The organism is Tamilnaduibacter salinus (genome assembly GCF_003096655.1).
Lineage (GTDB): Bacteria > Pseudomonadota > Gammaproteobacteria > Pseudomonadales > Oleiphilaceae > Tamilnaduibacter > Tamilnaduibacter salinus.
This window is the reverse complement of the sequence record NZ_QEKQ01000006.1, coordinates 19,967-38,204: the sequence shown is the minus strand read 5'-3', so window position 1 is coordinate 38,204 and position 18,238 is coordinate 19,967. Positions and strand designations below refer to the sequence as shown.

At 58.4% G+C, this 18,238-nt stretch carries 21 protein-coding genes; 7 read left to right on the top strand and 14 right to left on the bottom strand.

What is annotated here, in order from left to right:
- Nucleotides 1-22 precede the first annotated feature (22 nt).
- From C8D92_RS09855 to C8D92_RS09825, 7 genes are read left to right on the top strand one after another with little or no spacing between them, the layout of a single operon-like run.
- Nucleotides 23-631, top strand: a complete 609-nt coding sequence (locus C8D92_RS09855; protein ID WP_095611145.1) for a YigZ family protein — start codon at nucleotides 23-25, stop codon at nucleotides 629-631.
- Between the two features lie 14 nt (nucleotides 632-645).
- On the top strand, nucleotides 646-1,188 hold the full coding sequence (locus C8D92_RS09850) for a DUF4136 domain-containing protein (protein WP_095611144.1): 543 nt from the start codon (nucleotides 646-648) through the stop codon (nucleotides 1,186-1,188).
- Nucleotides 1,189-1,201: 13 nt separating this feature from the next.
- Nucleotides 1,202-1,552: a putative signal transducing protein gene (locus C8D92_RS09845; RefSeq protein WP_095611143.1), complete on the top strand. Its 351-nt coding sequence runs from the start codon at nucleotides 1,202-1,204 to the stop codon at nucleotides 1,550-1,552.
- A gap of 19 nt (nucleotides 1,553-1,571) precedes the next feature.
- On the top strand, nucleotides 1,572-1,934 hold the full coding sequence (locus tag C8D92_RS09840) for a translation initiation factor Sui1 (RefSeq protein ID WP_095611142.1): 363 nt from the start codon (nucleotides 1,572-1,574) through the stop codon (nucleotides 1,932-1,934).
- Between the two features lie 59 nt (nucleotides 1,935-1,993).
- Nucleotides 1,994-3,247, top strand: a complete 1,254-nt coding sequence (locus tag C8D92_RS09835) for a D-amino acid dehydrogenase (protein WP_095611141.1) — start codon at nucleotides 1,994-1,996, stop codon at nucleotides 3,245-3,247.
- 59 nt (nucleotides 3,248-3,306) lie between these two features.
- Entirely contained in the window at nucleotides 3,307-3,972 is a 666-nt protein-coding gene (locus tag C8D92_RS09830; RefSeq protein ID WP_116919273.1) for a glutathione S-transferase family protein, read from the top strand.
- Nucleotides 3,959-4,405, top strand: a complete 447-nt coding sequence (locus C8D92_RS09825; protein WP_095611139.1) for a hypothetical protein — start codon at nucleotides 3,959-3,961, stop codon at nucleotides 4,403-4,405. The genes C8D92_RS09830 and C8D92_RS09825 overlap by 14 nt, the downstream gene beginning before the upstream one ends.
- 5 nt (nucleotides 4,406-4,410) lie before the next feature.
- Here the strand turns inward: C8D92_RS09825 and C8D92_RS09820 are convergent, their stop codons facing one another.
- From C8D92_RS09820 to C8D92_RS09755, 14 genes are all read right to left on the bottom strand, one after another.
- The gene (locus tag C8D92_RS09820; protein WP_116919272.1) at nucleotides 4,411-6,060 is read right to left on the bottom strand and encodes a fatty acid--CoA ligase; all 1,650 of its coding nucleotides are present in this window, start codon (nucleotides 6,058-6,060) and stop codon (nucleotides 4,411-4,413) included.
- A gap of 210 nt (nucleotides 6,061-6,270) precedes the next feature.
- Complete coding sequence (gene mnhG, locus C8D92_RS09815; RefSeq protein ID WP_095611137.1) at nucleotides 6,271-6,669, bottom strand: monovalent cation/H(+) antiporter subunit G; 399 nt, start codon at nucleotides 6,667-6,669, stop codon at nucleotides 6,271-6,273.
- On the bottom strand, nucleotides 6,666-6,932 hold the full coding sequence (locus tag C8D92_RS09810; protein WP_095611136.1) for an MrpF/PhaF family protein: 267 nt from the start codon (nucleotides 6,930-6,932) through the stop codon (nucleotides 6,666-6,668). The genes mnhG and C8D92_RS09810 overlap by 4 nt, the downstream gene beginning before the upstream one ends.
- 9 nt (nucleotides 6,933-6,941) lie before the next feature.
- Entirely contained in the window at nucleotides 6,942-7,415 is a 474-nt protein-coding gene (locus tag C8D92_RS09805; protein ID WP_116919271.1) for a Na+/H+ antiporter subunit E, read from the bottom strand.
- The gene (locus tag C8D92_RS09800; RefSeq protein WP_116919270.1) at nucleotides 7,412-8,926 is read right to left on the bottom strand and encodes a Na+/H+ antiporter subunit D; all 1,515 of its coding nucleotides are present in this window, start codon (nucleotides 8,924-8,926) and stop codon (nucleotides 7,412-7,414) included. Before C8D92_RS09800 ends, C8D92_RS09805 begins: the two co-directional genes overlap by 4 nt.
- A complete protein-coding gene (locus C8D92_RS09795; protein ID WP_095611133.1) occupies nucleotides 8,923-9,270 on the bottom strand; it encodes a Na+/H+ antiporter subunit C in 348 nt (115 codons plus the stop codon). Before C8D92_RS09795 ends, C8D92_RS09800 begins: the two co-directional genes overlap by 4 nt.
- A gap of 40 nt (nucleotides 9,271-9,310) precedes the next feature.
- On the bottom strand, nucleotides 9,311-9,730 hold the full coding sequence (locus tag C8D92_RS09790; RefSeq protein WP_116919269.1) for a Na+/H+ antiporter subunit B: 420 nt from the start codon (nucleotides 9,728-9,730) through the stop codon (nucleotides 9,311-9,313).
- Nucleotides 9,727-12,036: a putative monovalent cation/H+ antiporter subunit A gene (locus C8D92_RS09785; RefSeq protein ID WP_116919268.1), complete on the bottom strand. Its 2,310-nt coding sequence runs from the start codon at nucleotides 12,034-12,036 to the stop codon at nucleotides 9,727-9,729. The genes C8D92_RS09790 and C8D92_RS09785 overlap by 4 nt, the downstream gene beginning before the upstream one ends.
- A 187-nt stretch (nucleotides 12,037-12,223) precedes the next feature.
- Nucleotides 12,224-12,556 carry a Na+/H+ antiporter subunit G gene (locus C8D92_RS09780; RefSeq protein WP_095611130.1) on the bottom strand — a complete coding sequence of 111 codons (333 nt, stop codon included), beginning with the start codon at nucleotides 12,554-12,556 and terminating at the stop codon, nucleotides 12,224-12,226.
- 52 nt (nucleotides 12,557-12,608) lie between these two features.
- Nucleotides 12,609-12,878, bottom strand: a complete 270-nt coding sequence (locus tag C8D92_RS09775; RefSeq protein WP_095611129.1) for a K+/H+ antiporter subunit F — start codon at nucleotides 12,876-12,878, stop codon at nucleotides 12,609-12,611.
- Nucleotides 12,875-13,363, bottom strand: coding sequence for a Na+/H+ antiporter subunit E (locus C8D92_RS09770; RefSeq protein WP_095611128.1), 489 nt, complete (start codon nucleotides 13,361-13,363; stop codon nucleotides 12,875-12,877). Before C8D92_RS09770 ends, C8D92_RS09775 begins: the two co-directional genes overlap by 4 nt.
- Entirely contained in the window at nucleotides 13,360-14,880 is a 1,521-nt protein-coding gene (locus C8D92_RS09765) for a monovalent cation/H+ antiporter subunit D (protein WP_116919267.1), read from the bottom strand. The genes C8D92_RS09770 and C8D92_RS09765 overlap by 4 nt, the downstream gene beginning before the upstream one ends.
- Nucleotides 14,877-15,245, bottom strand: a complete 369-nt coding sequence (locus C8D92_RS09760) for a Na+/H+ antiporter subunit C (protein ID WP_095611126.1) — start codon at nucleotides 15,243-15,245, stop codon at nucleotides 14,877-14,879. The genes C8D92_RS09765 and C8D92_RS09760 overlap by 4 nt, the downstream gene beginning before the upstream one ends.
- A 1-nt stretch (nucleotide 15,246) precedes the next feature.
- Nucleotides 15,247-18,057, bottom strand: coding sequence for a monovalent cation/H+ antiporter subunit A (locus tag C8D92_RS09755; protein ID WP_116919266.1), 2,811 nt, complete (start codon nucleotides 18,055-18,057; stop codon nucleotides 15,247-15,249).
- Nucleotides 18,058-18,238: the final 181 nt, after the last annotated feature.

Below are 18,238 nucleotides of genomic sequence, written 5' to 3'. Positions count from 1 at the left end.
TGCCGTAACCGACAGGGAGACGATGGCGACAGCGTATCCGATTCCGGCGGCGGCCATCGAGCGAGAAACGGTGGTCCGCAAAAGCCGCTTCATAGCCCGCATTGCCCGTGTCACGAACCGGGATGAGGCCATGACCTTCCTCGACCAGGCCCGGCTGGACCATCCGGATGCCCGTCACCATTGCTGGGCCTACCAGATCGGCGCTCCCGAATCGGCCACCCAGGCCGCGATGAATGACGACGGCGAGCCTTCGGGGACGGCGGGCAAGCCGATTCTCGGCGTCATTCAGCACAAAAACCTCGGTGACGTCATGGTGGTCGTGATCCGTTACTTTGGCGGCATCAAACTCGGTGCCGGCGGGCTTGTCCGGGCATACGCCGGCGCGGCGGAATCGGTTCTGTCCGCCGTGCCGACGGAGGAACGCCAGCCCCGTTCGGTCGTCGAACTGACGATGGGCTTCGCTGACGAGCAGCCGGTCCGGCTCTGGTGTCAGCAGAACGGAGCCGACGTATTGAACGTAGATTATGGACAGGGCGTTCTGATGCAGGTGGGTCTGCCCACGGTGCTTGAGAGTGAGCTGCGGTCGTTCTGCCAGGCCAATGGCATCGAACGACAGGCCGAAACGGAATAACGGAGAGACAACCCATGCGTGCCGTACTGAGCCTTATCATGGTGTTCTGGCTGGCCGGATGCGCCAGCCTGGCGACCACGGATTACGATGTCGCCGCCCCCTTCGACGACTATCAGACCTGGCGTTTCGCGTCGGCTTCCGACGAGTCCGGAAAGCCCGGAGTCGTGGGGTTGGATGACGCTCGCATCCGGGATGCCATTGAAACCGCGATGGCGGGTGAATCCCTGTCGCTGGCGGAAGCCGGCCCGACAGACCTGATGGTTCGCTACCGTATTGAGCAGAAACAGCGTCTGGAGACGGATGGTTTCTCCTATGGGCTGGGGCTTGGCCGGGGGAACTTCGGATTCGGCCTGAGCTTCCCGCCGCGCGTCGAGGAAGTCAAAGAAGGTAAGCTCGTGGTGGAACTGGTGGATCGGGCCCGTAATCAGGTTATCTGGAAGGGCATTGGCCGACGGTACCTGAACGAAGACCAGTCCCCCGAGACGCGACGCGACGTCATTGATGAGGTGATCCGGGCGATGTTCGAGCGTTATCCCCCGGACGGTTCTGACGCCTGAACAGGCCATTGCGATGAGCTGGGTGACGCTGAGACGCTACACACTGCCGATGGAGGCGCATCTGGATCGCGGGCGCCTGGAATCCGAAGGCATTCAGGCCATTATCGCGGACGAACACACGATTCATATGCAGTGGCTCTATTCCAATGCGCTGGGCGGTGTGCGGCTACAGGTGGATGAGGGCGATGTCGAGCGTGCCGAGCGCGTGTTGAGTGAAGACCGTTCCGACGTGGTGGACGAGTCCCTGGCCCCGGGGCAGGCGTACCGGGATACCGGGGAGGCGCCGCGACTGAGCCGGCTGGCTCGGGACCGGTCCAGAAAGGGGTTCTTCGCCGCGTTGCTCATCTGGTTATTCGGAACGTGATATCAGAACAGGAGGGGTGATGGGAAAGAAAAACCGCGATGGCGGTCTGGTGTTTTCCACCGAGAGCGGACGCATGTGCCCGGACTGTCGCGAGCCCGTGGATGAGTGTCGTTGTCGCAGTGAGTCGCCGGTACCGGAGGGTGACGGCATTGTCCGCCTCAAACGCGAAACCAAGGGGCGCAAAGGGAAGGGCGTGACGCTGGTGACCGGCATCCCGCTCGCCGGCAAAGAGCTCAAGGACTACGCCAAAAAACTCAAGGCCAAATGCGGCACGGGCGGCACCGTGCGGGATGGCATTGTGGAGATTCAGGGCGACCAGCGGGACGTTCTTCTGCCGCTTCTGGAGAAAGAAGGGTGGACCGTGAAGAAAGCCGGCGGTTGAGCGGCCGGCCCCGATCCATATCTGACGTATATTGTTGAAGCCACAGGAGGAGTGCATCCATGCATATTCTGGTTCTCGGTGCGGGCGTTGTTGGGGTGACCACCGCGTGGTACCTGAAACAGGCCGGTCACGAGGTCACGGTCATCGAACGCCAGACCCGTGCGGCCCGTGAAACCAGTTATGCCAATGGGGGCCAGGTCTCCGTGTCCCATGCCGAACCCTGGGCCAATCCGTCGGCGCCCCTGAAGCTCCTCAAGTGGCTGGGCGACCCGGAGGCGCCCCTGCTCTTCAAATTGCGCCTGGATCCGGCTCAGTGGCTCTGGGGGCTGAATTTCCTGCGTCAGTGCACCGCCGCCCGGGCCCGTTTCAATATCCGCCAGATGGTCAACATTGGCACCTACAGCCGGCAGAGGCTCCAGGCTTTGCGGGAGGACCTGAACCTCGACTATGACCAGAGAGAGCAGGGCATCCTCCACTTCTACACGAACTACAAGGAATTCGAGGGCGCCCAGGAACCGGCCCGGATCATGCGCGAGCTGGGCTGCCAGCGGGATGTGATCGACGCCGACCGGGTGGTGGAGCTCGAACCGGCGCTGCGACCGGCCCGCCACCAGATTGTCGGTGGCACCTACACCGCCCAGGACGAGTCCGGCGATGCCCGCAAATTCACCCAGGCGCTGTCGGAAAAGGCCGAGGCGGCGGGCGTTGAGTTTCTCTACGAAACCGAAGTGGTGGGCCTGGAGCACAACAGCAGCGACGTGACCGGTGTCCGGGTCATCCACAACGGCTCGCACCGTACCCTGCGGGGCGATGGCTATGTGCTGAGCCTGGGCAGCTACAGTCCGATCATGGCGCGCCCGCTCGGGGTGCGGCTGAATATCTATCCGGCGAAGGGCTACTCCATCACTGTGCCGGTCAAGGACCCGAAAGTCGCCTATGAGGTCAGCCTGACGGATGATCAGTACAAACTGGTCTATTCCCGGCTTGGTGACCGTATGCGGGTGGCCGGCACCGCCGAGCTGAATGGCTACAACCGGGACCTCAATCTGCAGCGCTGCCGGGCCATCGTCCGGCGCACGGCCGAACTCATGCCGGATGCCGGTTATTGGGACCAGGCCGAGTTCTGGGCCGGCCTGCGCCCCGCAACGCCGTCCAACGTGCCGTATATCGGTCGCACCCGCTACCGGAACCTGTATCTCAATACCGGCCACGGCACACTCGGCTGGACGCATTCGTGTGGTTCGGCGGCGGCACTGGCGGACATCATCTCGGGCCGGCAGCCGGATGTCGACTTCGCGTTCACCAGCGTCTGATCCGTGCCGCCGGTCAGGGCGTAGCCACGGGGTTACGTTCACCCAACAAAGGAATGATCATGATTACCGTCCATCACCTGAACAACTCCCGTTCTCAGCGGGTTCTCTGGATGCTCGAGGAACTGGGCGAGGCCTACGAAATCCAGCGCTACGAGCGGAATCCGGAGACCATGCTGGCGCCGGAAAGCCTCAAGGCCGTGCATCCGCTGGGTAAATCGCCGGTGCTGACGGACGGTGAGCTGACCATCGCCGAATCCGGAGCCATCCTCGAGTATCTGGCGGACACCTATGGCGATGGCATGATGCGACCGGGCGACGAACCACAGGAGCGTATCGACTATCGCTACTGGATGCACTACGCGGAAGGATCGTTGATGCCGCCGCTGGTGATGCGACTGGTGTTCGAGAAGATCAAGAACAGCCCCATGCCGTTTTTTGCCAAACCGATTGCCCGTCAGATTGCGGACAAAACCCAGAGCACCTTCCTGGCGCCGCAGATCCAGCGGCATCTGGACTTCATTGAGGCGCATCTGAAAGAGCGCAGCTGGTTTGTCGGGGACCGGCTGACGGCGGCGGATGTGCAGATGAGTTTCCCGCTGGAAGCCTCGGTCGCGCGGGGCACTGTCGGCAACCGACCGGCCATCCGCGACTACGTGGCGCGCTATCAGGCCCGTCCGGCCTATCAGCGGGCGCTTGAAGCGGGTGGTGAGTATGCCTTTGCCTGAGCCGGGTCTGGTTCGCCGTGGCGGGCTGGTCATCGGCCTGCTGATGCTGACCGGCTGCAGTGCGCTGCAGCCGACGGTCTCTGCTGAGCGGGAGAAAGCCCACCGAGAGGCCATCAGCAGTCGCTTTGGCGCCTATCAGGCCTGCATGGCCGAGCAGGTGGACCGGTTTGCCGGCTTCCCGGACGCGCCGCCCAGTGACATCGCCCGTGCGGCACAGGCCGGCTGCGAGGCAGCGTTCGACCAGTATCGCCAGGCGGTCCGGACGCATTTCCAGGCCGTGGTGTCGGATTCCGGCCAGTCACTGGCCCGCGAGCGGGCTCGACGCCATGCGCAGGAAAAGCGCCGGATCACTCTGAACAAGGCGATCCGGCGCGTGATTGAGGCGCGCATCCTGTCGGCCCCATCGGAGTCCGGCGGGGCGGAGGACCAGTAGCCGGATTACTGCTGGATCTGATCCCGGATCAGCTTTTTGTTGACCTTGCCAACGCTGGTCTTGGGGATATCCTCGGTAAAGTCCACGGCGGACGGAATGGCCCATTTGTTGATGTCGCCCCGGTCCACGAACTGCTGGAGATGGGTCTGGATGTCTTCCAGCGTGGCCGTCTGGCCCTGCTGCAGAACCACCACCGCGTGGGGACGCTCGCCCCATTTCTCGTCCGGCACACCCACCACCGCGGCCGCCGCGACAGCCGGATGCTGGCTGATGAGGTTCTCCAGATCCAGTGATGACAGCCACTCGCCGCCGGTCTTGATCACGTCCTTGATGCGGTCGCGGATCACCAGCGTGTTGTCCGGCTCGATGGACGCCACGTCCCCCGTATGCAGCCAGCCACCGTCCCAGAGTTCCTCGCTCTTTTCCGGGTTCTTCAGGTAGCCCTGCGTCAGCCATGGTGAGCGGGCGACCACTTCGCCCTGTGCCTTGCCATCATGGGGCAGCGACTCGCCGTTGCCGTCGATGATGCGCAGATCCACCATCGGGACCGGAATGCCGGTCTTGATGCGCTTGTCGGTCTGCTGTTCCAGCGGCAACTCCAGATCCTCCGGCTTGAGGTACGTGGCGGCCAGCAGCGGGGCGGTCTCGGACATGCCATAACCGGTGTACATGCGGATTCCGAGCTTCGCGCCGGCCTTGCACAATCCTTCGGTCAGGGCGCTGCCGCCGATCAGCACATGCCAGTTGCTCAGGTCCGCAGTCTTGATGGACTCGGTGGCGAGCATCATCTGCATGATGGTCGGTACGCAGTGGGAGAAGGTCACCTTGTGGGTCTTGAGCAGGTCCACCAGCAGTTCCGGCTCATAGCGTCCGGGGTAGACCTGTTTGATGCCCATCATGGTCGCGGCGTAGGGCACACCCCAGGCGTGAACGTGGAACATCGGGGTCACAGGCATGTAAACGCTGGATGAACGCAGCAACGGCATCTCATCGCTGCAGCCCATGGTGGCGGCCGCCGTCATCGTGTGCAGAACCAGTTGCCGATGGCTGAAGAAAACGCCCTTGGGATTGCCGGTGGTGCCGGTCGTATAAAAGGTCGTGGCGATGCTGTTCTCGTCAAAGTCCGGGAAGTCGAACCTGTTGTCGGACTGACTCAGCAGTTGCTCGTATTCGCCTTTGACGTTCTTCAGGCCGGTACTGACCGCCTGCTCGCTGTCGGTAACCTGGATGTAACCGATCACGGTCTCCAAATCGCCGCTCACTTTCTCGATGAGAGGGGCGAAATCGTCGTGAACGATCACCAGATCGTCCTCGGCGTGATTCATGGTGTAGACGATCTGCTCCGGCGCCAGCCGCACGTTCACGGTGTGCAGAATCGCGCCGATCATGGGGATCGCGAAGAAGCATTCCAGGTACCGGGGCGTGTCCCAGTCCAGCACCGCGACCGTGTCACCGGGCTTCACGCCCGCATCGGTCAGCGCATGGGCGAGCCGGTGGATGCGGTCCACCAGGTCGCGATACGTGTACTCGCTGCGGTCGGCGTAGACGATTTTCTGGTCCGGGTTGTAGCGTGGACCGGACAGCAAAAGCTGTTTGATCAGCAGCGGATATTGGTAGGCGTTGTCTGCCGACGGCAGAAGGCGGGTGTTAGCCATTGTTGCCCCTTCCTCGTGTTTGTTGGTTTTGTTAACGGATAACCCTCAATCTGCCACAGATTTCCACCGGCAGATAGATGTCACGAAAAGAGACGTCGATGTCAGTAATGACTTTGAATCTGTGCTTCTTGAGGTCGTCTGCAATGGGGGCATAACTGAACGCAGGCTTTGGGTGTCTGCTGTCAATGCACTGCGTGGTGGGGCGGATTGTCAGCTGGGCGGCTCCGAGTTTTCCGTGTGCTGCGAATCGTGTTCAAGTCCGCTGGAAAGCGTGTGAGTGTCCGGATCATAGCGCTCTCTCAACTCGTCCTTGACCGATCCCGGCCAGAGATCGATGCCCGTGAAGTAACCGGCTCTGGCAATCACGTGAGCGGCGACCGGCGCAGTCAGTAACACAAACACGATAAATGCGAGGGCCCTTGTCGAAACGGCACTATCAGCAAAGTGGACTGCAACGCCGATCATAACCAGCATCGCACCCATGGCGCCCGCCTTTGTGGAGGCATGCATGCGGGTGGTCAAATCGGGCAACCTCAGAATCCCGATAGCGGCAAGCATCATGAAGGAAGCCCCTGCCACCAGCAGGATCGAAACAACCGCCTCGCTCATTCCTTTGCCCCCCGTTCCACAAACCTGGCAAAGCCAATCGCTGCCAGAAAAGCCGTCAGGGCGATGACAATGGCGACATCCAGAAAACTGGATACCCCGGTATCAATGGCGTGTACGCCTACGTAACCAAAAACCACCGATGCGATTAGTTCCAGAGCAACGACCCGGTCCGGCAGGGAAGGCCCCCGAGTCAGACGAATAAATGCAAACAGCAACGCCAGAGATAACATGAAATAGACAACATCAATAGCAATACTGAGCACGGTAAGCTCCTAACGCATAATCTTCAGAATTCGGTGCTCCAGTTCCCTCAGGTCGTTTCTGAGCTGATCCTCATCCTGAAGAAACATGGCGTGGATGAACAGAACACGACGATCGTCGGAAACGTCCAGACTCAACGTGCCTGGTGTCAGCGAAATGACGCTGCTCAGAAACATGATTTCCATATCGGTGCGCGCTTCCAGAGGGAACGCGATCACCCCCGGGTTCATATACCAAACGGGTGTTGCAATGTCATAAGCCACCCGGACGTTCGATTTCACCAACTCTTTCAGAAAAAAAACCAGAAACGCGCCAAGCCGGGGAATTCTCCGGGAATAACCTTTGAGAACGGGGATCTGATTCTGCAAGACCATGAGCGCAAGGTAGCCGAAGAGAAAGCCGGCAAGCAGATTCATGCCCGTGACGCTGCCGCTCAATGCGACCCAGGCCAGGGCGAGCAGGAGGTTCCAGAATAGACCAATCATTTCGCTTGCCCCCCAAGAACCGCGTCGATATAGAGCTGCGGGTTCATCAGTTGATGGGCGGCCATTTCGGCGAGTGAGTATATTGGCTGACCGTAGAGGCCAATAATGAGTGTGCAGGTGGCCAGGCCAATAACCGGCGCATAATAGGCCAGGGTGTGTCTCGGTTGGAGTCCCGAGTTCAGTCCGCCGCCATCAGTCACATGATCAGGAACCTGTTTCCAGAACACCTCGGCCCAGATCTTGATCATCGAATACAGCGTCAGTAGGCCAACCACTAAGGCAATAGCGGCGATGAGGTATTCACTGGACTCCAGACTCGCCCGGACAACAATAAACTTGGCAAAGAAACCCGACAGGGGTGGAATACCAGCCAGTGACAGCGCCGGGATTAAAAACAGGATTGCCAGGTAAGGTCGCTGACGGTAGAAGCCACCGAGATCTTTCAGCTCATAGCTGCCCATCAGGCGATAGGTGATGCCACTGACCAGGAACAGGTTCGTCTTCACGATGATATGGTGCATGATGTAAAACACCCCACCTACCAGTGCCAGAGGCGAGAGCAGAGCGAGTCCCAAAAGCATGTAACCGATCTGGCTGACAATATGAAATGAGAGAATACGGCGAAACTCGAACTGCGCAGCTGCCCCGAGCACGCCGGTCAGCATGGTCAGTGCAGCAGCCCACAAAAGGATGTTATGGGTGTAACCGATATCCTGGGTGAACATCAGCGTGAACACCCGGTACAGAGCGTAGACCCCAACTTTGGTAAGCAACCCGGCGAAGAGGGCCGAAACAGCGACCTGGGGGGTGTGATAAGACGCGGGCAGCCAGAAAAACAGAGGGAAAGCGGCGGCTTTGATGCCAAACGAAATCATAAACATCAGGGAGACGACGGTGATCATCCCAGGGTCTTCCAGGCTGTTTACCTTTTGCGCAATATCCGCCATGTTCAGGGTGCCGACCATTCCATAGAGTAGACCGACAGCGGAGAGGAACAGGGCTGACGAGAACAGATTCAGGGTCACATACTTGATTGCACCCTCCATCTGTGCGCGCTCACCGCCGAGGGTAAGCAGGGCAAACGAGGCCAGCAGCATCACCTCAAACCAGACAAACAGGTTGAAAATGTCGCCCGTGAGAAAAGCGCCCGCCACTCCGGCCAGCAGAAGGTGCATCAGTGGGTAATAGCCGAATTTTTCGTGGCCTGTGGGGGTTGAGGCCAGAGAGTAGATCGCGATGGCGAGGCCGATAATGCCAGTGAGTAGGACCATAATGGCGCTGAGAACATCGGATACAAACACGATGCTGTAGGGAGCTGGCCAACTGCCCATTTCGACCACCAGAAAACCTTGTTCGACGGTCGAGCGCATGAGCCAGATTCCGGCCGCCAGTAAAAGGCCGGTGGCCAGAACGCCAAGCAGGCGCTGTAGGCGGACAGAGCGCCAAAGCGCCAGTGATAAAGCCCCTGCGGTCAGGGGAATAAGAATCGGGAGAACAACTTCCAGCTTCAAGTGTCCGTATCCTTCATCTCATCCAGGTCATCGGTGCCCACCACTTCGTAGGCTCGGCGTATCAGAACAACGGCAAAAGCCAGCACGCTGAAGGCGATCACAATGGCTGTAAGAATGAGCGCCTGCGGGAGCGGGTCAGCCACGACGCCGGTCACCTCACCTGCGCCGTCCGGTATCAGGGGTGGGCTGCCTCTTGTCAGCCCGGAGACAACAAAAATCAGGAGATTGGCCGCGTTGCTCAGGATAATCAGGCCGATCACCAATTTTACGATGGATCGTCTGAGCATCATGTAGATACTGGCGGCGAACAAAATGCCTATGACATACGCCATCAGGGTTTCCATAGAGTTCCTCGCGGCAGGTTGGTCGCGGTTCCCATCACTCTCATGACTCCATCAGCCCGATTACGAATGTCATCAGTGTGCCCAGAACGGCAAGATAAACACCAATGTCGAAGACCAGTACCGTTGATAGTTTCAGATACCCTTCACCGGGCAGGGGCAATTGCCACCACATGGCGGTTAACATCGCCTCGCCGGCCAGCAGCGAGGGGATGGTTGAGGCCAGTCCGAACAGTAGACCGACAGCAAGCAGGTCTTTGGGACTCACACGCAACAGTTTGCGCGTGGACCCCACTCCGAAAGAAAAGGCATAGAGCACGAAAGCGCTGGCCGCAACCAAGCCACCAATAAACCCGCCCCCGGGCTCGTCGTGCCCACGCAGCAGCAGGAATACCGAAAACATGAGCTGTAGCGGCATGATGGCAAGCGCAGCGGTGCGAAGAATGAGCGTGTTGGACTTCATGGCTTGTGCTGGTCCTCAGCCTTGAGTTTGACCATCGCGTAGACCCCGATTGCGGCAAGACCGAGGACGAAGATTTCCCCCAGTGTGTCCAGTTGCCTGAAGTCCACGAGAATCACATTGACAATGTTCTTTCCAAACGCCATCTCATAGCTGTTTTCAATGTAGTATCTCGAAATACTGTCAAAGTACCGGATGTCCAGAACGGCAAGTGTCAGCAGGGTCATGACCACACCCGCGAAAACGGCGACCGCAAGATCCCGACAGCGTTCCAGCGGGGAAGAGAAACTCGCGAACGGCGGCAGCTTGAACAACACGAGAACCAGGAGTATCACGGTGAGCGTCTCAACCAGCAACTGTGTGATGCCAAGGTCCGGAGCGCTGAAGTGAATGAAAATCAGTGCCACCCCGAAACCCAGAACCCCCATGGATGCAACAGAGCCCAGACGGGACTTGGTAATGCTGGCAAAAACGGTTGCCGTGACGATCAGAAGTGCGATGCCGAATTCGTAGAAATAGCCGTCGCTGAAATCGAGGCTGAGATGGATGCCGTTTCGCGAGAACAGCGTATAGCCGGTCAGACCGAAAGTGACCAGCACAAGCGTCAGTAGATAAACCCCAAGGACGCCGTTTTGCAACAGGCGTGTTTGCCAGCCAGCGATCTGGGTAATCCCCTGCATCATGCGGAAATAGGCGGCTTCCGGCCCAACCCGGCCAGCGACCGTATTGATGATAGCAAGTCCGGGTTGCAGAGCCTGCCAGCGGGCAAACAGGAGCGAGCCTGCCAGCAGGCTGACAACGGAGAGCATGAGCGGGATATTGACGCCGTGCCACAGCGCCAGAGCCGTCTGAACATCACCGCCAAAGATTGCAGTCACTGCGGGGTTGAGAAGAAGCACCTCCGGCACGAATGGCGCCAGACCAAAAAACAGACTGAACAGTGAGAGTGTGGCCGGGCCGATCAGCATTGAAAAAGGCGCTTCGTGCGGCTGTCTGGGCGTGGCCTGGGGTGGCCCGAAAAACGGCTTGAAGAACACCAGACACGCCACTGCCACCAGAAGAATGGAAGACACCAGTGCGAATGTCGTCAGTGCCCAACCACCAACGGGCGCATTCAGCAGAGACTCGAAAATGAGTTCTTTGGCCACGAACCCAAAGAGTGGCGGGATGCCGGCCAGCGAGAGTACCGCCATGCAGGCAATGGCGGACGTCCAAGGCATGCTACGCCTGAGCCCCCCCATTTTGGTGAGGTCCTTGGTGCCGGTTTCATGGTCCAGCGCGCCTGCGAGCATAAACAGCGCGCCTTTATAAAGGGAATGAGCGACGAGCATGCAGACGAAGGCGGTGATTGCCAGCTCTGTCCCAACTCCGATCATGAGGGTCAGGGTGCCCAGGGCAAAAACGGTCGAGTAGGCCAGAACCTTCTTGATGCCTGTGCTGCTGAACGCCAGATAGGTGCCGGTAATCATCGTTACCGTACCAACTACCATCAGGGTATGGCTCCAGAGGGGCGTTTCTCCCATGGACGAGTTCAGGCGTGCCAGCAAATAGATGCCTGCTTTCACCATAGTAGCTGAGTGCAGGAATGCCGAAACCGGGGTGGGGGCGGCCATGGCGTTTGGTAGCCAGAAATGGAAAGGCACTTGGGCTGACTTGGTGAAGGCGCCAATCAGAATGCAGATCGCAGCGGCGGTGTAGTATCCGTGATCATGGATTGAAACGTCGGATGACAGAATGTCAGCGAACGAGTAACTGCCAGTAATGAAGATCAGCAGAATGAGACCCGCCATCAGGACCAATCCGCCACCGGCTGTGACGAATAACCCCTGCAGCGCGCACTTTCTCGCCTCGACATCCTCATGGTTGAAGCCGATCAACAAGTAGGACGTGATACTGGTCAGTTCCCAGAAGACAAAGAACGCAATGAGGTTATCGGACAGCACCAGCCCCAGCATTGAAGCCATGAACGACAGCATGATGACGTAAAATCTGGCGAGATCCCGATGGCCTTTCAGGTAGGACCCGGCATAAATGAGGATGAAGGTGCCAATGCTGCTGATCAGCAGCGCAAACACCAGAGACAGGCCATCGACCAAGAAATCGAGAGACACGCCGAGGCCTGGCATCCACTGGTTTTCAATCAGCAGAGAACCGCCATCACGAATTGCGGGAATCAGGCCAGCGAAGTAAGCCGTCAGTGAGGCTGGCAGTAGCGCCAGAAACCAGCCGATATAACGCCCTGTCAAGCGGTAAAGCACGGGTACCGCCAAGGCCAGCAAAAAACCGGACAGCACAGCCAGCAGCATCATTCGAGTGTGTTCCCTGTAGACCTAGGCAAAGGCGCTCCGCCTCCGGGCAGATATCTGGTTGACAATACGAGTCAACGACAAAAAGGAGTTTAGAGCCTATCCGAGCTCATTCGGGATGGCAAGATTCCTCAGAGTTTGCAGGACGTTAGATGTAAGCGCGTGCACTGAATCAAAGACACCGGAGGACTCACTGGTCCCAGGGTTGGCCGCGGGTGTTATCCGTGGTCTTTACTTTGAGGTGCATCGCGGCTTTTGCCAGAAAATTCGCGCTGATCGGTGCGGTCATAAAAAGGAAGACCATGATCAGCAGCTCAATCAGGTCATAACTGGCATTGGCGCCGGCAAAGTATGCAAACGAGGCCAGAGCAATGCTTCCGACGCCAATGGTGGTCGCCTTGGTCGGGCCATGAAGACGGGTGTAGAAGTCTGGCAAGCGCGCGAGGCCAATTGCGCCAATAAGGGCAAACACACCGCCGATGATCAACAGTATCGAGATACCCAGTTCGATTGCGAGTGTCATCGATGTTCCCTCCAGTCGGTGCGGCACGGCTCTGCCTTAGGCGAAGGCTCAGTCATTCAATGACGCTGCCGCGTTTGAGATATTTCGCCAGTGCGACCGTGCCGATAAAGCCCATGACTGCGATGAGCAGGGCTGATTCGAGATACAGACGAGTGTCTAACTGAATATCCAGCAACAGGATCAGAGCAATCGCATTGATGTATAGCGTATCAAGGGCCAGCACCCGGTCTGTGGCGTCTGGTCCCCGGATCAGACGGTAGACATTCAGCACGACAGCCAACGCAATTAAAGCGATCGTGACCTTAAGGGCAATTTCAATCATTGGAACACCTCAAGCAAGGCCTTTTCGTATCGATCGTGAATGTCCTCAATGAGCTCCTGGTCGTCACTGACGTCGACTGCGTGAATTAACAGGACTCTGTGATCATCGCTGACGTCTGCGCTCACGGTGCCGGGCGTCAGTGAGATCGTGCTGGCCAGCATGGTGATTCCCATTGGGTCCGTCAGAGTCAGCGGGTAACAAACGAACGCGGGTTGTGGCTTGCGCCGGAAGCTCAGAACCAGACGCGCGACGGTCAGGCTGGCGATGATAATGTCCAGTATGACCTTGAGGGTGTAGGGCAAGAGCTTCCAGGGCTTTTTGATACGCGGCGTATCAGGCCAGAACCCACGGGTTACCAGTGGCAGGATCCAGGCGAGCAGCAGCCCGAGCACGACATAGCCCGCTGATGCTCCGGCCAGCATCAGCCAAACAAAAAAAAGCGCGAAGCTCAGTAGCGGGTGCGGCAGGCCGAAGCGTGCGTTCATCGGCGGCTCTCCGTAACAACAGGCATTTGAAGGACTTCGGTGTAGCCCGCGGGGCTGTTCAATTGTGCGGCGGTTGCCTCGGTGTAGCGATTTATTGGGCCAGCGAGTGCGACAATCACAAGGCTGAGCCCGACCAAGCCCGCTGTTGACAAGGTCACCGGTAAACCGAGCTTGCCGTCATGTTTTATATGGCCCTCGCTGTTTCGCCAGAAAACGATGCTTCCTGCGTGACTATAGGCGATCAGGGTAAAGAATCCCCCAACCAGAATCACGGACCAAAGCAGCACCATTTCGGTGCCTGGAGTTGCGGCCTGGAGTATCAGCAGTTTTGAGAAAAAACCACTCAGTGGGGGCAGGCCAATAGCGGCCACCGCACTGATCAGGAACAGAGTGCCCAACAATGCGTTATTGCGCATCTTCGGCGCTGTCACAATCCTGTCGTCGGCAGAACCGCGCTGGCTGGACACCAGATCCGCAAGAAGAAACAGTCCGCCAACAACCCAGGTTGTATTGATGAGATAGAACAGGGCGGCGGAAATACCTGCTGGCGTTGTGAGGCCAATGGCGGCCAGCATGGTGCCCACTGATATAATGACCTGCCAGGCAATCATGGTTTTCAGTTTCTTTGAACCGAGCAATCCAATCACTCCGATGGCAAGAGTAAACAGTGCCGTTGGGAACAGCCAGTTCATTCCCAGATGGGCCAGTTCGCCCGCATTCTCGCCAAAGATGAGGGTGTACACTCGAAGGATTGCGTAGATGCCAACCTTGGTCATTACGGCAAAGAGAGCGGCGACCGGAGCCGTCGCATTGGAGTAGGCCCGCGGTAGCCAGAAGCACAGTGGCAGGATTGCCGATTTCAGACCGAATACAACCAGCAAAAGCAGGCCGCCAGTCTTGACGAGTGGAAGATTTTCACTGCTTAGCTGGGGGACTTTCACCGCCAGGTCAGCCATGTTCAGGGTGCCCGTCACGCTGTAGATCATACCCACGCTGAAGAGAAACAGTGCCGAGCCGATCAGGTTCAGGACGACGTAGTGAAGGCCAGCTACCGTGCGTGTGGTTCCGCCGCCATGCAGTAGCAGGCCGTAGGACGCGATCAGCAGCACTTCAAACGCGACAAACAGGTTGAACAGGTCGCCGGTCAGAAACGCAATGTTCAGCCCCGTGAGCTGGAACAGGAACAGCGTGTGGAAGTGCGGCCCCTGGGTGTCTGTTTTTTGAAACGCGTAAATGTGGCAGAACAGGGCCAGGACTGCGGTCACAATCAGCATGAGCGCGGCCAGCCGATCCAGGACCAGCATAATGCCAAAAGGCGGCTGCCAATTGCCGAGCGCGTAGACGCGATAACTGCCATCGTCCGCCAGTCCCAGAAGAACAATAGCGGCAAGCAGAGTGAGGATGGTCGTTGTCAGAGCCAGCGTCCGGCGCAGCTGCATGGGCGCATAGGACATGAAGATCTGCAAAACGCCGCCAAGCAGGGGAATCAGGATTGGTGCGGTTAACCAATTATTCATTGGTCGGCCTCCTCCCTACCCGACGACTCTTTGGTCGTTGATGACTGTTCTGCCCCATCCACATGGTCCACGCCGGTATCGGCATGGCTGCGCAGCGCCAGCGTCACCAGAAACGCCGTCATCGCAAACCCAATGACGATGGCAGTCAGCACAAGCGCCTGAGGGAGCGGATCGCTGTAAATATCGGCACCGCCAATGATGGGCTGCCCATCACGCACGAGGCGACCGGTTGAAAACAGGAACAGGTTCACCCCATAGGAAAGCAGAGTCAGTCCAAGGACGACGGGGAAGGTTCTGGCGCGCAGCATGAGGTAGATGCCGGTACTGGTCAGTGTGCCAATGGCTAAAGCAAATACGAGTTCCAAGTCAGACCCCTCCCTCGTTATGGCTCGCTGAGACTTTGGTTGACGGATCAGAAAGCTTACCAAGGCTCGTGAGGGCGAGCAGAGTGGCGCCAACGACAGTCAGGTAGACACCAAGGTCGAAAATCATGGCAGTCGCCAGTTCAAATTTTCCGATCACCGGAAGCGAGGCATAGGTGAACCAGGATGTCAGGAATGGATACCCAAAGGCATAGCTCCCAACACCGGTCAATGTGGCTATGGCAACGCCAAGTGCAACCACGATCTGGTAGGGCGTTTTCACGCGCTGTTCACTCCAGTCGACGCCGCTGGCGATGTACTGGGATATCAGAGCCACCGCAGTGATCAGGCCAGCAATAAAGCCGCCACCTGGCAGGTTATGCCCCCGGAGGAAGATAAAGACAGACACCATTAGAGCCAGCGGCAGGAGGGGCCGGGAAATCTGCATCAGCATCGTCGGATGGGGATCTTTGCTCCACGGATTCCCCAGTCGGTCGGTTGCGGGTGCTTGCAGCTTGGTGTACTTCATCATGGAATAGATACCGAGCGCCGCAATGGCGAGAACCGTAATCTCACCCAACGTATCGAACCCACGGAAATCCACGAGGATGACGTTCACGACGTTGGTGCCACCCCCTCCGGGCTTACTGTTTTCGAGAAAGAATTCTGAGATCGACGAAAACGGCCGTGTCAGTAAGGCCAGCGTTACCAGCGTCATGCCAATTCCGGCAGCCAGCGCAATGCCAACATCCCGCCAGCGAGTGAACGCTGTTGTTTCGACCGGCGTTTGGGCGGGCAGATAAAACAGCGACAGTACGAGCAAGATGATGGTAACGACCTCAACCGACAGCTGAGTCAAGGCGAGGTCCGGCGCGGAGAATGTGGCAAAGGCAACGGCCACAAGCAGCCCGACCACACTCAGAAGAATGAGCGACGTCAATCTCTGTCGGTGCATGACCACGGTTCCGATGGCCGCTCCGATCAGCACCAGCGCACCCAGTGCCGATGGATAATCGACGGGGCTTAGCTCGTTGCTGCCTATGGAGAAACCGAGTTCGGTAAGCGGCCAGAGGGTTACCGTGAAAGCGGTCAGGAATAAAAGAAGGGCGTATCGCTGCAGGGAGCCGTTTTCCAGTTTATTGGTAACGCGTTCAGAGAGGTTGCCGACCCACGTCACCACGGATTCAAACACGGCCTTTTCATCAATCTCCTTGAAACGTTCGTGAAAGTCGAAGAAGCGCTGGCGCTGACTGTACATGACGAGCCCGCCTGAAAACGCGGCAAAGCTCATCAGCAGAGGAAGATTGAATCCGTGCGCCACGGCTAGCGTGTAATCTGGGACTTCCCCGCCCAACGTTGCGGAAGCGGCGATAAAGAGCAACGGTCCGACGGAAAATGCCGGGAACATGCCAACGGCCAGGCAGGCGAAAACCAGAATTTCGACCGGAATCTTCATATACCGGGGCGGTTCATGAGGAGGAAAAACGGGCAGGTTCTTGGGCTGGCCATTGAAGAAGACGTCGTGGATAAAGCGAGCCGAATAAGCGACTGCAAATATACCGGCGAGAGTGGCCACCAGGGGCGGCAGGTAAGCCCAGATGCCGGGCAGATTCAGTTCAAGGGCTTCGGCAAAGAACATCTCTTTACTGATGAACCCGTTCAGCAGTGGGACACCCGCCATGGACGCGGCCGCCACCATGGCCAGCGTGGCCGTGTGAGGCATGTATCGCCACAGGCCGTTGATCCTGCGCATGTCACGAGTGCCGGTTTCATGGTCTATGATGCCGGCCGCCATGAACAGTGATGCCTTGAACGTGGCATGGTTGACGACATGGAAGACGGCCGCCACCGCAGCCAGCTTGGTGCCCATGCCGAACAGCAGAGTAATCAGCCCCAGATGGCTGACAGTCGAGTGAGCCAACAGACCTTTCAGGTCGTGCTTGAACATGGCCACGTAGGCGCCAATCAGCAGGGTGATCATTCCGGTGAAGCTGACCATATAGAACCACTGCTCTGTTCCGGCCAGCGCCGGATACAGGCGCGCCATCAGAAAAATACCCGCTTTTACCATGGTGGCGGAGTGCAGGTAGGCCGAGACAGGGGTGGGGGCCTGCATCGCATGCGGTAACCAGAAATGGAACGGGAACTGCGCCGATTTCGTGAACGCTCCGACAAGAATCAGCGCCAGAGTGATCGGGTAGAGAGCGTGCGCGCGAATCTGATCACCAGCGGCCAGAACGACCTCAAGCTCGTAGCTGCCAACGATCTGCCCAATGAGCAGAACGCCCGCCATCAAGGCGAGCCCACCGCCGCCGGTAATGGCGAGCGCCATCCGGGCGCCGCGACGGGCGTCCTGCTTATGATTCCAGAAACTGATAAGCAGAAACGAGACGACGCTGGTCAGCTCCCAGAACACCAGCATCAGCAGCAGGTTGTTGGATAGCACGATGCCCAGCATGGCGCCCTGAAACAGCAGGAGCAGCGAATAGAACTTGCCGACGTTCTCGTGCTTCTTCAGGTAATAGCGCGCGTACAGGATGATCAGGATGCCAATCACCAGGATCAGCAGGGCAAACAGCAATGCCAGACCATCCAGCCGGAAGCTCAGAGACAGTCCGATCTGAGGGAGCCATTCGACATGCTGGATCACTGCGTTGCCGCCAGCGAGCCGTTCCCAGTAAGGGAACAGTGTCATCAGAGCGACCAGAGAAGGGACGCTCGATGCGATCGCAATCGCTGTTCGCCCGGCCTGGGCGAACTGGGGCGCGATAACCGCGCCCATAAAAGGGAGCATGACGACCAGCGCTAGCGACATCAACCACCTCGTTGTTTATTCGTCGGTATGGGGTGGACCGCACACCGGTGTATCCGGAATGCACACAGCTTAGCCGACACGACACCGGTCTGCCGACCGTTCGTGGCGACCAACGATCATACGGCCACTCAGGGAAACGTCAAGACAGAGCCTTGGTCGCCGCCGTTGGCGAGGAAAGGGG

What these genes read in the sequence shown, in the direction of transcription:
- C8D92_RS09845 (WP_095611143.1), top strand. Translation starts at nt 1,202, where the DNA reads ATGAGCTGGGTGACGCTGAGACGCTACACACTGCCGATGGAGGCGCAT.
- C8D92_RS09805 (WP_116919271.1), bottom strand. Translation starts at nt 7,415, where the DNA reads ATGATTGGTCTATTCTGGAACCTCCTGCTCGCCCTGGCCTGGGTCGCA.
- C8D92_RS09790 (WP_116919269.1), bottom strand. Translation starts at nt 9,730, where the DNA reads ATGAAGTCCAACACGCTCATTCTTCGCACCGCTGCGCTTGCCATCATG.
- mnhG (WP_095611137.1), bottom strand. Translation starts at nt 6,669, where the DNA reads ATGAGCGAGGCGGTTGTTTCGATCCTGCTGGTGGCAGGGGCTTCCTTC.
- C8D92_RS09825 (WP_095611139.1), top strand. Translation starts at nt 3,959, where the DNA reads ATGCCTTTGCCTGAGCCGGGTCTGGTTCGCCGTGGCGGGCTGGTCATC.
- C8D92_RS09820 (WP_116919272.1), bottom strand. Translation starts at nt 6,060, where the DNA reads ATGGCTAACACCCGCCTTCTGCCGTCGGCAGACAACGCCTACCAATAT.
- C8D92_RS09770 (WP_095611128.1), bottom strand. Translation starts at nt 13,363, where the DNA reads ATGAACGCACGCTTCGGCCTGCCGCACCCGCTACTGAGCTTCGCGCTT.
- C8D92_RS09785 (WP_116919268.1), bottom strand. Translation starts at nt 12,036, where the DNA reads ATGATGCTGCTGGCTGTGCTGTCCGGTTTTTTGCTGGCCTTGGCGGTA.
- C8D92_RS09840 (WP_095611142.1), top strand. Translation starts at nt 1,572, where the DNA reads ATGGGAAAGAAAAACCGCGATGGCGGTCTGGTGTTTTCCACCGAGAGC.
- C8D92_RS09855 (WP_095611145.1), top strand. Translation starts at nt 23, where the DNA reads ATGGCGACAGCGTATCCGATTCCGGCGGCGGCCATCGAGCGAGAAACG.
- C8D92_RS09835 (WP_095611141.1), top strand. Translation starts at nt 1,994, where the DNA reads ATGCATATTCTGGTTCTCGGTGCGGGCGTTGTTGGGGTGACCACCGCG.
- C8D92_RS09830 (WP_116919273.1), top strand. Translation starts at nt 3,307, where the DNA reads ATGATTACCGTCCATCACCTGAACAACTCCCGTTCTCAGCGGGTTCTC.
- C8D92_RS09755 (WP_116919266.1), bottom strand. Translation starts at nt 18,057, where the DNA reads ATGTCGCTAGCGCTGGTCGTCATGCTCCCTTTTATGGGCGCGGTTATC.
- C8D92_RS09850 (WP_095611144.1), top strand. Translation starts at nt 646, where the DNA reads ATGCGTGCCGTACTGAGCCTTATCATGGTGTTCTGGCTGGCCGGATGC.
- C8D92_RS09795 (WP_095611133.1), bottom strand. Translation starts at nt 9,270, where the DNA reads ATGGAAACCCTGATGGCGTATGTCATAGGCATTTTGTTCGCCGCCAGT.
- C8D92_RS09765 (WP_116919267.1), bottom strand. Translation starts at nt 14,880, where the DNA reads ATGAATAATTGGTTAACCGCACCAATCCTGATTCCCCTGCTTGGCGGC.
- C8D92_RS09780 (WP_095611130.1), bottom strand. Translation starts at nt 12,556, where the DNA reads ATGACACTCGCAATCGAACTGGGTATCTCGATACTGTTGATCATCGGC.
- C8D92_RS09775 (WP_095611129.1), bottom strand. Translation starts at nt 12,878, where the DNA reads ATGATTGAAATTGCCCTTAAGGTCACGATCGCTTTAATTGCGTTGGCT.